A 12383-nucleotide genomic window follows, 5' to 3' on the forward strand; every position below is an offset into this window, starting at 1 on the left:
GTGCCCACTTAGAGTGGGCGCATGGTCACTATACCGTCGCCCGGGCCGGAATCCGCCGATCAGAGCCCCCATCGACAGCGCGGGGTTGCCGAATCGTTCGGTGTGGACGCCGCCCGCTACGACCGCACCCGCCAGCCCTATCCGGCCGCTTTGATCGAGCGGATCGTGGCGTCCGCACCCGGTGCGGACGTACTGGATGTCGGTTGCGGAACCGGGATCGCGGCGCGGCAACTGCGGGATGCCGGGTGCGCGGTCCTGGGCGTCGAACCCGATTCGCGCATGGCCGATTTCGCGCGCGCCACCGGAATCGAGGTGGAGGTCGGCACGTTCGAGCGGTGGGATCCGGCCGGGCGGTCGTTCGATGCCGTCATCGCCGGAACCGCTTGGCACTGGGTCGATCCCGTCGCCGGTGCGGCGCAGGCCGCGCGGGTGCTGCGCCCGGGCGGACTGCTCGCGGTGTTCTGGCACGTTCCTCAGATGCCGGCCGAGGCGGCAGCCGCGTTCGCCGCCGTCTACCGGAAATTCCTGCCGGACTCACCGATCGCGAAGGTCGCCGACCGTCCCGCGCTCGAGCTCTACCAGACGATGGTCGACAAGGCCGCCGAGGCGGTGCGGGCCGACGGCGGTTTCAGCGAACCCCAGCACTGGCGCTACGACTGGACCCGCGTGTACACCCGCGACGAGTGGCTCGATCAGATCCCCACCCACGGCGCGTTCACCCAGGCCGACCCCGAGACCCTCGCCGGCGTCCTGGACGCGACCGGCTCGGCCATCGACGCGCTGGGCGGAACCCTCACCGTCGCCTACGCGACCATGGCGGTCGCCGCGTCGACGCCCGCTCACTGACCCGTGACCGGCTCGGTGGGCGAATGTGCGGCGCGGCAACGATAATGGGCTCGTGACCGAGCGTGCAGCGAGCCGAACCGCGATCCTGGTCTGTCAGGGACGCGCCGTCGCGGACGGTCGATTGGGGGTCGGGCGATTCTCCGACCCGATCGCGACGCATCTGCTCGTCGACGGCGAACACGAGGTGGTCGACCGGGTGCGGGCCGGTCAGGCCCCCAAGGCGGTCGGGGCGCGTATCGAATACGAATTGCTGTGCGCCACAGCCGAAGTGCTCGCCGCGCGTACCGTCGCCATCGACGAGGCGCTGCGGGAGCACCGCAATCCGCAACTGGTGATCCTGGGTGCCGGGCTCGACGCGCGCGCCTGGCGGATGCCCGAACTGGCGCAGGTCGCCGTGTTCGAGGTGGATCATCCGGCCTCGCAGGCCGAAAAGCGGGCCCGGCTGGGGGAGCGGGAGCCGCTGACCCCGGCGCGGTTCGTGCCGGTCGACTTCGGCACGGACGCCCTCGGTGCCGCGCTGAACGCGGCGGGCCATGACGAGTCGCGGCCCACCACCTGGATCTGGGAAGGGGTCGTGCCCTACCTGTCGCCCGCCGAGGTGAGCGAGACGGTCACGGAATTGGCGCGGCGCAGCGCTCCCGGCAGCCGGGTGATCGCGACCTATCCGACGTCGAATCGGCTCTACAGCGTGGGCCGCCGCATCATGGAGATCCTGCTGTCGGTGACCGGCCGCACCAATCCGATGGCCCGCGAGCCGCAACGCTCCAACTGGACCCCCGACACCATGGCCGCCGTCATGACCGCCCACGGCTTCACCGTCACCCGCGACCGCGACAAGCTGACCGTGGCCCACGACTCCGGTGTCGAAGGCCGCCCGGAATCCTTCCGCAGCACCGGCCGGCTCCTCGTCGCCGACCGACTCTGATCAACCGCGCCCCTCACCGGTTGAGAGTGACAACCCAGGACCCGTTGCAGCCCTTGTCGTGATCGCGGTTCCCCTCGTAATTCCACACCGCCTGCAAATCCGAATCCTTCTGAATGTTGAAATCACCCGTCGGCGACTTGATCGCCACCCCGTCATAGAGCAGCACGCTCAAATCGTCGGGGTAAATCGTCCACTCCCCGTTGTACCCCGCCGGATAATTCATGCTCACCGTGGTGGTGCGCCCCGCGTGATTCTGCACCACCAGACAAGCCCCCGCCTGACCCTGCGCCTGCGCCGCCGGCGCCCCCACCAACCCCACCGCCGACAACCCCACCGCCACCGCGGCCACCGGCCCCCCAACCTTCCCAACACGCTTCGTGCCATTCCACATCAGAGACAACCTCCCAATGATTCCGGTTGCCCGGACCGCTGATTCGATGCCCTGAAGGTATGGCCGCTCACCAGCATCTTTCTAATGAAATCCTTATCGACGCCGCTCGCCGATTGCCCTCCTCCTCCATCGCGTCCTCCGCCATTCGCACGAGCCGTTCGCGCACATCCGGCATCGACAGGTCGGCATGAGTGACCCCGACGCCACGTGTCCCCGCCTCCGCGTCGGTGAGGCATTCGACCGCGCGCCCGCGCGCGAAATCCCCTGAGATACAGCCCAATCCGAGCGCGCAGCGCTCCCGTAGATACGAATACACGGTGGTGTCGAACAGCGACTCGAAGATCGGCGCGGCGGGTCGGTACGCCAGTCGCGTCAGCCCGTCGACGAGGGTGCATTGGACAGCGATCGAGTCCTGGCCGCCCTCGGACGAAATCGCGAGGTGGTCGAGCAGCTCGGCCGCATCAGGGGCTTCCCCGCTCGCGCTCAGCATCGCAAGGGCCTGGTGGCCGAGGGTGCCGTCCAATCCGGCCTTCGACCTGGCCCACGCCAGTGCATCGGGCGAATGCTGTCGCATCATCTGCCGACGCGTGGCGATCCGCGCGGCTGCCGGCAGCGATCGGTCCGCCAGCAGTTGCGGAGCGACCCTCAACAGCGTTGCCTCCCAACGACTATCGTCTAGACCGGTGGCCTCACCCGGTGACAGCAATCCGCGTTCGACGGCGGCATCCAGGATCCGTTCGCGCTCGGCTGCCGACCGGTCGACGTGCGGAACCGGCCGGCGCTGAGCCACACGCTGCTCCTCGGCCCACAGCACCCGATCCACGCGCGGACTTTGCGCCCGCCACTGCGGCCACGGTGGCGCACCCAAATCGAACGACCACGCGACCGCCCGCCCCAACTGTTCGTCGTCGGCCACCTCTAGCAACTCATCGAGCAGCCCCCGGGCTTCCGGATGAGCGTGGAACGGAACGAGGGCGCGCAGCGCCAGATCCAGATCCCGCCCGGTCCGCAGGTAGTAGCGCAATTCGGTGACGCTGCCCTCGACCTGCGCGCGAGCGAGATCCTCGAGCACATCGATCGCGAGCCACGCATCCGCGTCGCCACCTGGATCGGCCGGGCGGGAGTACGCAGCCCGCAGCCACCGCAAATCGACACCCAATTCCTTGACCAGACAGGCATACAGCCAGCCCCGGCTCTCGACCTGATGGTCCCACCGAGGATCGTCGGCAATGCAGTCGATCAAGAAGTCTCGCGCCTGCCGCGGCTGTGCCAGCGCGGCCGGGTAAGCGGCTCCCCGGCCCCGCTGGATCATTCCCAGCAGCGAATCCGCCGCCGCCCACGCCTCTTCCATGGCGACATGAGATCACCGGTTGCGATGGCGCTCCAGCGAATTTCCCCCTATCCGTCAGACCGGGATACTCCGCCAAGGCCGTATCGGCGTGCGATCCCGGAAGGCTTCGATTGCCGCTGCGACTTCGAATGCTGTTGTGGCATGGGCGATATCGTCTCTGTATAGCACCCGGTCAGCCACGGCGTCCAACTCGAAGCCCCAGACCATCGACATCAGCGGGTTGAGGAAAAGCTCGGATTGTTTCTCCCGAGTGCGGGCCAGCGAATGGTGATCTCCGAACTCCCCACGCGCCGCGTCGGTGATCGAGGCGCACACAATGCTTTCCCGCCCCGGGGTGTGCCGTTGCACCCATTCCACCGCATCCAGCCAGCCGTCGACCGCGGCATTGCCGGGCAGCAGACTGAAAACCCCGTGATAAGCACCTAATTTGGCCAGTGCGGCAACATTTTCCAGAAAATGCGCATGGCACACCCCGTGGTGGGCGTCCACCCCGAACCCCACGCAGAGCGCGAGCTTGACGGGAACGTCCACCGCCCGCGCCCCCAGCAGACTGGTCACATCCTCCACCGGCGTCCCCAACCCCGCCTCGTCCCCGGTCATCAACAAATCGGTCCCCCCATCCACCAGCACCACCGCATCGAGCGCCAACTCCCGAGCCAGCCACGCATACGCGTCCCGCACATCCCCCGTCCCACCCTTGCGAATCAGAAAAACCTGATCCGGAAACCCATTGTCCCGCAACCACACCGCGAGCTGCTTCTCCGGAAAATACCCTCCCCCTCCAGTATCGGCGTCCACCCTGAACACCCCCGCCCCCACCCGCTCCGCGCTCGTACGAGTCACCGCCGTGAACGTCAAATTCCCCAGAAATACCGTCGTGCCCCGCTCCATCAGCGCCAACGCCACCGGCATCCCACTGAGCACATCGAACCCACCCCCTGCCCCCACCACCAACACCCGCCCACACCCCCGAAGCCGCTCCATCACCCCCGACTCGAACATCCCCTCACCCTCCCACGTCCCCCCACTTCGCACCAAGATCAGGGAGCTGCCACCGCGGCGAACCAGACAAATCCCCTCACCCACAGCTCCCTGATCTTGATCGTGATGGAATGTCGGGCAGGAGGTGGTGGGGATGGCTTCTGGACGGGCGATACGGGTGGCGACGGTGTTCTTGATTCTGGTGATGGGGGTGATGGGGGCTGTGGGGATCAGCATGCTGGTGGATGGGGTTCGTGTGCTGGCGGAGCGGACCACCTGCGATGGGGTGGTGATGTCGGAGATCGACGGTTGTGAAGTGATTCCGGGCAGGGTGCGCGGCGACCGGGGGATTCAGAGCTACTGGCCGGGTGCGCGCCTGGCCGGGATGGCGCGGAACGTGCCCGCTGACCGGGATGTGCGTAGCCGGGAGCAGATGCATGATCTCGAACGGACCAACGGTGTGGTCGGGACGGCTATCGGCACGGTGATTGTCGGCGGGGTTATTGCCTTGGTGTGGCGGATGTTTCGGCGATGGCCTCGAAAGTCCCGGTCTCGCGTGTAGTGAGAACGTTCTGGCTGGGGGCTAGGCGGTGATTTTGTTGAGGGGGGTGGGGGTGGGGGTGGGGAGGGGTTCTCGGGTGCGCATGGCGGCCCAGAGGGCGGCGGTGGCGGCGGTGCAGGCGGCGGCGCCGCCTACGTGGACTGCTACCAGGGCGCCGGGGACGTGGGTGAAGTATTGGACGATGCCGACGAGGGCTTGGGCGCAGACGAGGGTGAGGACGAGGATGAGGCGGGTGCGGAGGGTTTTGTTCATGCCTACGGCGGCCAGGCCGCAGGCTAGGCCGACGAGTAGGGCCAGGTAGGCGACCAGGAGTTCGGCGTGCAGGTGGACGAGTGTGACGATTTGGACCTGTAGGCGTTCCACTGGTTTGGCGGCGCTCTTGTCGCCGGCGTGCGGGCCCGCGCCGCTGACCAGCGTGCCCGCGATCAGTGTCGCGGTGAGGGCCACGCCGCTCAGGACGGTCAGCAGGCGCAGCGGTCGAGGTGCGCGGACGGTGTCGATGCCATCGTCGGGTTCGCCGACCTTGGACCACAGCAGCGCCGACAGCCAGACCATCAGCATCGACGCCAGCAGATGCACGGCGACCGTCCACCACAGCAGTCCGCTGCGCACGGTGATGCCGCCGATCACGGCCTGCAGCACGGTGCCGCCGGGCATGAGCCACGCGTAGACGAGAACTTCGCGCCGCCGCCGCGCCCGGGTCACCGCGATCACGATCGCCGCCGCCGCGAGGGTGACCACGAAAGTCAGCATGCGGTTGCTGAATTCGACCACCTGATGCAGGACCGGCACCTCGGCCACCGCGGTCGGGGTGAAGCTGCCGGGGAAGCATTGCGGCCAGGTCGGGCAGCCCAGACCCGAGGAGGTGACGCGAACGACCGCACCGGTCACCGAGATTCCGGCCTGGGTCAACACGACCAGAAGGGCGAGGAGTCGCTGCACCCGCATCGACGGCATCGGGAACAGATCGGCAAGTCGCTGGAAGGCGCGAGTCAGCACGCGTCGATGGTAGCGGGGGCGTATTCCGCCCCGTCACTCGCCCTACTACAACGTGTCGTTAAACACGCTGGGGGTCAATCGAACTTGAAGAAACGGGTGGCCAGCCAGCCGCCCAGCCCACCCCAGCCGGCCAAGACCGCCAGCCCGTACCAGTCGACACTGGTGCGCATCGCCTGCTCCAGGCATTCCGACAGCGCCCCGGACGGAATGATCCGCGCGATCAGGCTCACCGCGTGCGGCAGGTCGTCGGACATGAACACCAGGCTCGCGGTCCCGAGCATGACGAACCACAGGATATTGGCCAGCGCCAGCACCACTTCGGCCTTGAGCGTCCCGCCCAGCAGCAGCCCCAGCGCCGCGAAGGTCGCGGTCCCCAGCCCGATCACCACCGCACCCAGCAGCAGCCCGGCCGGCGCGGGCCGCCACCCGAGCGCGACACCGATGGCCCCCAGCAGAATCGACTGCAACACCACCACGAGCAGCACCGCCGAACACTTGCCCGCGACGATGCCCCACCGCGGCAACGGCGTCGCACCGAGCCGTTTCAACGCCCCGTAGCGCCGGTCGAAGCCGACGGCGATGGCCTGCCCGGTGAACGCGGTCGACATGATCGCCACCATCATCACCGCCGGCACCACCCGGTCGACCCGATGCTCGCCCAGCCCGCTCATCGGCAGCAGCGTCAACCCGATCAGCAGCGTGATGGGAATGAACATGGTCAGCAGCAGCTGTTCTCCGTTGCGCAGCAACAGGATCAGCTCCATGCGCGTCTGCGCCGCCAGCATCTTCGCGCGCGTGGTCGGCTGCGGGGCGGGCGCGAAGGTGCCCGCCGCGAAACGGTTCACGGTCTCGGTCATCCCCGCAGCTCCCGCCCGGTCAGTTCGAGGAACACGTCTTCCAGCCGGCGCTGGTCGATGCGAATGTCGGTGGGCAGCACGTCGATTCGCGCGCACCACGCGGTCATGGTGGCCAGCACCTGCGGGGTGATGTCGCCCTGCAGCAGGTAGGAGCCGGGCGCGGTCTCGCGCGGCGTGAACCCTTCCGGCAGTGCGGCTTCCAGCAACGTGAGGTCGAGTTTGGGTGGCGCGGTGAACGCCAGCCGGCCCTCGGCGCCATGCGAGGTGACCTCGGCGGGCGTGCCCTGGGCGACCACGCGCCCGTGGTCGATGATGACGAGCTGATCGGCGAGCTGTTCGGCCTCGTCCATCATGTGGGTGGTCAGCAGCACGCTGACCCCGTCGCGGCGCAGCGCGTCGATGAGCTCCCACACGAGATGCCGTGCCTGCGCGTCCAATCCGGCGGTCGGCTCGTCGAGAAACACGATCTCGGGCCGGCCCACCAGCGCGCACGCCAGCGCCAGCCGCTGCTGCTGCCCGCCCGACAGTCGCCGATACGGCGTGCGCCGAGCATCTTTGAGCCCGAGGGTGTCCAGCAGCCACGTCGGGTCGAGCGGGTTCGCCGAATACGAGGCGACCAGATCGAGCATCTCCCCGGCCTTGGATCCGGGATAGGCGCCGCCGCCCTGCAACATCACCCCGATGCGCGGGCGCAGTCGGTCGGAGTCGGCGATCGGGTCCAGGCCCAGCACCCGCACGCGCCCGGCGTCGGGGGCGACGAAGCCCTCGCACATCTCGGTGGTGGTGGTCTTGCCCGCCCCGTTGGGCCCGAGCAGCGCCAGCACCTGCGCGCGTTCGATCTCGAAGCTGATGCCGTCGACCGCGGTGGTCTCGCCGTAGCGTTTCACGACGCCGTCGACGTGTACGGCGGGTCCGGAAGCTGCGGTCACGATGAGACACCGTAGGGCGTGGGCTGCTGTGACGGAGCCGACACCCCCGCCTCATTGCGCCACGGCAGCACATTTCGGGTCAGGAAGATCAGCGTGAGTCCGACGATCACGGTGGCGATGGCGGATTCGACGATCTGGAAAACGTAGAAGTCCGCGCCGCGCGGCATCACCAGCAGGCTCACGATCACCGAGATGACCACGGCCGGCACCCGGAACGCCGGCCGGTTGGCCCACGCCGCCAGCGGCACGATCGCCCACAGCAGATACCACGGCTGCACGACCGGGAACAGCAGCACCACCGCGCCCAGCGCCACCCCGAGCGCGCCGACCGCCAGCAGTCGCCCCGTCCAGGTGGCGATGAGCATGCGCAGCACGATCAATGCTGTCACCAGCGACGCGATCGGCCGGGTGATGTCGATCAGCGCGGTGGTGTGATCGCCGAGTCCCAGCAGTACGCCGCCGAATCCGGTGATGATGCCGATCGCGGTCGGCAGCGACAGGTAGCTGCGAACGGTCGTGCCGGTGCCGAGGGTGTCGATCCACCCGAACCCGAGTCCGCTGGCGGTACTGATGAACACGGTCACCACCACCGCGACCGCGCCGAGTATGGCCGCCGAGTACAGGATTCCGCGCAACCCGTGTCCCCAGCGCCGCGCCAGCGCCATGCCCACGAAGCCCAGCGCGATAATCGAAGTGATCTTGATCGTCGAGGACAGCGTGATCAACACGGTCCCGAAGACCAGCAGCGCCCACGCCTTTCGATCGAACGGATGAATGTCGTCGATGGCGCGCAAGCAGAATTCGATGCCCGCCAGCATCAGCCCGAGCATGATCGCGTCATTGTGCACGCCGCCGACCAGATGCAGCAGCACCAGCGGATTCGCCGCGCCCAGCCACAACGCGCTCACCGGCGCCACCCCGCAGCGACGCGACAGCCGCGGCAGCGCCCACACCATCAACGCGACCGCGGCCAGCACCAGCATCCGATGCAGCCACACCCCGGCGATGATGTTGTCGCCCACGATGTGCGAGATCCCGCGGCCCATCCACAGAAACAACGGCCCGTACGGCGCGGGCGTCTGCCGCCAGATATTGGGCACATTGTTGGTGAGCACATTGTCCAGCCCCAGCCCCGCGACCGGGCTGACCGTGTAGGGATCCATCCCGCGCGCGGAGATCTCGCTCTGCGCCAGATAGGAATACACGTCGTTGCTGAACATCGGCGGTGCGACGCTGAGCGGCAGAATCCACAGCAGCAGCGTGCGATCCATCTGCGAGCGGCTCAGCCGATGCCTGGGCTCGCCACCGCGTCCGCCGACGGCGAAGCGGCCCAGCAACAACCAGGCCATCACCACCAGCACGGTGCCGATCATGCACATGGCCAGCGTCGAGGTGCCCGCGCGGGCGAAGAAGCCCAGCACCCGCAGCCCCGACGTGGGGTTCTGGTGTACCGGTTGCGCGCCCACGCCCAGCGCCGAGATCGCCATGATGACGGCCCCGGTCGCGCCCAGCAGCCGGATTCGCATCAGCTGCAGGGTTTCTCGCCGGTCCAATCCGGGCACGTCGTGGTCCACGCTGTGCAGCACGGCGACGGTGTGATCGGCGGCGGGGACGTCCAGGCCCAGGGCCCGGCGTCCGACATCGATGACTCTGCGCCGCGCGCCTTCCACTACCGCCACATCTGCGAAGCCTAGTCCGGCAGCGGGCGCGCATCGCCGATCGCATGGCCGCAACGCGGGTTCGCCGGTGTGCTGGGCAATTGCCGGGCGGCTTAACCCTGTTCGATGGGTGGCCGTCTGTAGACAGCCGACCCAGTTCGACGGCGACGGCCACAGCGGGACGCGCAGACCTTCGGAACTCCAGTGATCCGTCCGTCGGTGCCAGGTGCCAGGTGTCAGGTGTCAGGTGCCGGGTGCCAGGTGCCGGGTGCCAGGTGCGGGGTGCCCGGGTGCGGGGTGCCCGGGTGGGCGGGTGCCCGGGTGCAGGGCGCAGGGCGCAGGACGGGCGGGTCGCGGGAGAAGCCACGGCGTCGGTGCGGCGAGTGTGGGCCGATGGCGCCCTCCTGCCCGCCCGCCCGGAAGGGGAGTGTGGGCCGATGGCGCCCTCCCGCCCGCCCGCCCGGAAGGGGAGTCTGGGTCGATGCCGCCCTCCCGTCCGCCCGGAAGGCGAGCCCTGCCGCCACCTGCGCGGTCGTTTGGGCCAGTGCGCGAACACGATTCGGGCTGCCGGTGTCGTACCCCACTCATACCCTGGATGAATGGTGTCCGATTCGAAACGGCGAATCGAGGTGGCCGCCGCCGGATTGCTTGCCCGGCACGGCTATCACGGATTCGGGCTGAAGAAGTTGAGCGAGGCGGCCGGGCTGCCGTACGGGTCGATCTACCACCACTTTCCGGGTGGCAAGGAGGAGATCGCGGTATCGGCGATCACCGGCACGGGAGTCCTGGTGGGCCGCATGATCCGGCAGGCCCCGGGTGACGTGTTCGGCACGGCCGCAACCCTGTTCGACTTCATGGCCGCCAAACTCGCCGACACCGGCTGGACCGACGGCTGTCCGGTCGGCACGCCCGCTCTCGACGGCGGCAGCGATGTCGAAGCGGTGCGCGCCGCCTGCGTATCGGCGTTCGAGGCCATGGCGCACGGTTTCGCCGAGATGCTCACCGAGCTGGGCATGGCGCCGGGGGAGGCGCGGGAACTCGCGACCACGGTGGTGGCCGCCTACGAGGGGGCGACGATTCTCGCGCGCGTGCGCCGCACCGACGAGCCGCTGCACACCGTCTCGTCGGCGATGGCGCGGCTGATTCGCCTGAGCCTCGCGGAAGCCGCTGCCGCCGAAGCGAATTCACCCTAGGGTGGGTTGACTAGAAAGAACGTTCTAGCGAGGATCGGACAATGCAGCGACTCGTCCTCGACGGCCCCCGTGCCCTGCACTGGGAAGACACCCCCGAACCCACCCTCGACGCCCCCGGCCAGGCACTCGTCCGCCCGATCGCCGTGGCCACCTGCGATATCGACCCCGCGATCCTGTTCGGCTGCTTTCCCTTACCGGGCCCCTACCCCTTCGGCCACGAGGGTGTGGCCGAGGTGATCGCGGTCGGCGAGGAGGTCACCACGGTGAGTCCGGGCGATCGCGTCGTGGTCCCGTTCCAGATCTCCTGCGGCAGTTGCGATTCCTGTCGTCGCGGCCGCACCGGCAACTGCACCGCCCACCCGCTCATGTCCAGCTACGGCCTCGGCCAGATGGGCGGCGTGGCCTGGGGCGGCTTCTGGTCGGACCTGGTCGCCGTGCCGCACGCGGACGCCATGCTGGTCCCGCTGCCCGCCGGCGTCGACCCGGCCACCGTCGCCAGCGCCAGCGACAATATCGCCGACGCCTACCGCACCGTCGCCCCGTACCTGGCCGCCGACCCGGGTGCGGAAGTGCTGGTGCTGGGCGGTCCGGCCGCGGCCTCGATCGGCCTGTACGCGGCCGGTCTGGCCATCGCACTGGGCGCGGCCCGCGCCGTCTACCTCGACACCGATCCCGAAAGGCTCGCCCTCGCAGCGAAACTCGGCGCCGAACCGATCGAGGGCAAGCCGACCGAGCGCGTCGGCCGCTTCCCGATCACCGTCGAAGCCGCAGGCGGCTCCAAAGCCCTCGTCGCCGCCATCCGAGCCACCGCCAACGACGGCCACTGCACCAGCGTCAGCGTGCAAACCGAGGACGTCGCCCTCCCCATGCTCGAAATGTATTCACGCTGCTGCACTTTCCACACCGGCCGCGCCCACGCCCGCCCCACTATCCCCCACATCCTGAACCTGGTCGCCACCGCCCGCTTCGACCCGAGCCTGGTCACCACCCGCACCGTCGCCTGGTCCGATTCGATCGACGCCCTCCTGGAGGCCCCGGTCAAACTCGTCGCCACCCGCTGACCTGGACCCACCCGCCGGGCGCGGTGGCCGGCGCGCGCCACCACCGGCGCGGGCAATGCCGGTTGCTTACTCGGGCCTTCCACCTGATGGGAGTCGCTGCTATCCCGGCGAAACCGGCTGCGACCCGCAGGAACTTGGCTGCGCCTCCAGCGTGCACCCGGTGCCCGGACGGGTCGGCGCTGCGCCGGACCCGCATCTGGCTAGGCCCTGCGTGCCGGCGATCTGCCGAATCCGGCTGCTAGCCCGTGAAATCGGGGACCGTCAGGGTCAGTCGGGCAAGCGTGTCGGGTTCGGCTATCACGTCGATGCGGGTGATTTCGTCGTTGTCGATGGTGAAGGCCAGCACAGCCGGGGCGTCTCCGCGCGCGGCGAAGAGCGCGCCGGCTCGCCCGTCGACTCGCACCAGCGCGGCGAAGTCGGCCTGCTGGGCGGAGCGGGAGGCCAGGCGGGACACGGCCTGGGTACCGCGTGCGGTGACCGCGACCTTGCCTGGCGCGGCCGCCGCGTCGGCCGTCACTACGATTTCGGGTGCGAGCAGTGTCAGTACCGCCGCGATATCCCCGGCCCGGACCGCCGCCAGGAAGGCGCGCGCGATTCGGTGCTCGCGCAGCGTATCCGGCTGTTCTCGGG

At 68.9% G+C, this 12383-nt stretch carries 13 protein-coding genes; 5 read left to right on the plus strand and 8 right to left on the minus strand.

What is annotated here, in order from left to right; all coding sequences use genetic code 11:
• The first annotated feature begins 21 nt into the window (after positions 1–21).
• Together D7D52_RS12375 and D7D52_RS12380 are read left to right on the plus strand one after the other, a co-directional pair.
• Positions 22–846 carry a class I SAM-dependent methyltransferase gene (locus D7D52_RS12375; RefSeq protein WP_120736445.1) on the plus strand — a complete coding sequence of 275 codons (825 nt, stop codon included), beginning with the start codon at positions 22–24 and terminating at the stop codon, positions 844–846.
• A 52-nt stretch (positions 847–898) separates the two neighbouring features.
• Entirely contained in the window at positions 899–1771 is an 873-nt protein-coding gene (locus D7D52_RS12380; protein WP_120736446.1) for a class I SAM-dependent methyltransferase, read from the plus strand.
• Between the two features lie 13 nt (positions 1772–1784).
• On the opposite strand, the gene D7D52_RS37725 is transcribed toward D7D52_RS12380, so the two are convergent.
• From D7D52_RS37725 to D7D52_RS12395, 3 genes are all read right to left on the minus strand, one after another.
• Positions 1785–2120 (minus strand): hypothetical protein, encoded by a 336-nt coding sequence (locus D7D52_RS37725; protein ID WP_162958290.1) that lies wholly within the window; start codon positions 2118–2120, stop codon positions 1785–1787.
• 109 nt (positions 2121–2229) lie between these two features.
• The gene (locus D7D52_RS12390; RefSeq protein ID WP_120736448.1) at positions 2230–3513 is read right to left on the minus strand and encodes a hypothetical protein; all 1284 of its coding nucleotides are present in this window, start codon (positions 3511–3513) and stop codon (positions 2230–2232) included.
• Between the two features lie 54 nt (positions 3514–3567).
• Positions 3568–4515 (minus strand): DUF1152 domain-containing protein, encoded by a 948-nt coding sequence (locus D7D52_RS12395; RefSeq protein ID WP_120736449.1) that lies wholly within the window; start codon positions 4513–4515, stop codon positions 3568–3570.
• 133 nt (positions 4516–4648) lie between these two features.
• Here D7D52_RS12395 and D7D52_RS12400 point away from each other — a divergent pair, with 133 nt between their 5' ends.
• Positions 4649–5056 carry a hypothetical protein gene (locus D7D52_RS12400; RefSeq protein WP_162958291.1) on the plus strand — a complete coding sequence of 136 codons (408 nt, stop codon included), beginning with the start codon at positions 4649–4651 and terminating at the stop codon, positions 5054–5056.
• Between the two features lie 21 nt (positions 5057–5077).
• On the opposite strand, the gene D7D52_RS12405 is transcribed toward D7D52_RS12400, so the two are convergent.
• The 4 genes from D7D52_RS12405 to mptB all read right to left on the minus strand — a co-directional run bounded on the left by D7D52_RS12405 (position 5078) and on the right by mptB (position 9520).
• Positions 5078–6055, minus strand: a complete 978-nt coding sequence (locus tag D7D52_RS12405) for a COX15/CtaA family protein (protein WP_187703139.1) — start codon at positions 6053–6055, stop codon at positions 5078–5080.
• Positions 6056–6129: 74 nt separating this feature from the next.
• Positions 6130–6912, minus strand: a complete 783-nt coding sequence (locus D7D52_RS12410) for an ABC transporter permease (RefSeq protein ID WP_120736451.1) — start codon at positions 6910–6912, stop codon at positions 6130–6132.
• A complete protein-coding gene (locus D7D52_RS12415) occupies positions 6909–7841 on the minus strand; it encodes an ABC transporter ATP-binding protein (RefSeq protein ID WP_120736452.1) in 933 nt (310 codons plus the stop codon). The genes D7D52_RS12410 and D7D52_RS12415 overlap by 4 nt, the downstream gene beginning before the upstream one ends.
• A complete protein-coding gene (gene mptB, locus D7D52_RS12420) occupies positions 7838–9520 on the minus strand; it encodes a polyprenol phosphomannose-dependent alpha 1,6 mannosyltransferase MptB (protein WP_120736453.1) in 1683 nt (560 codons plus the stop codon). Before mptB ends, D7D52_RS12415 begins: the two co-directional genes overlap by 4 nt.
• Before the next feature lie 578 nt (positions 9521–10098).
• Here mptB and D7D52_RS12425 point away from each other — a divergent pair.
• On the plus strand, positions 10099–10692 hold the full coding sequence (locus tag D7D52_RS12425; protein ID WP_120736454.1) for a TetR/AcrR family transcriptional regulator: 594 nt from the start codon (positions 10099–10101) through the stop codon (positions 10690–10692).
• Between the two features lie 41 nt (positions 10693–10733).
• Complete coding sequence (locus D7D52_RS12430; RefSeq protein WP_120736455.1) at positions 10734–11753, plus strand: zinc-dependent alcohol dehydrogenase; 1020 nt, start codon at positions 10734–10736, stop codon at positions 11751–11753.
• 238 nt (positions 11754–11991) lie between these two features.
• Here the strand turns inward: D7D52_RS12430 and D7D52_RS39115 are convergent, their stop codons facing one another.
• Complete coding sequence (locus D7D52_RS39115) at positions 11992–12270, minus strand: hypothetical protein (RefSeq protein ID WP_246024115.1); 279 nt, start codon at positions 12268–12270, stop codon at positions 11992–11994.
• Positions 12271–12383: the final 113 nt, after the last annotated feature.

Origin of the sequence: Nocardia yunnanensis (assembly GCF_003626895.1) — a bacterium.
GTDB lineage: Bacteria > Actinomycetota > Actinomycetes > Mycobacteriales > Mycobacteriaceae > Nocardia > Nocardia yunnanensis.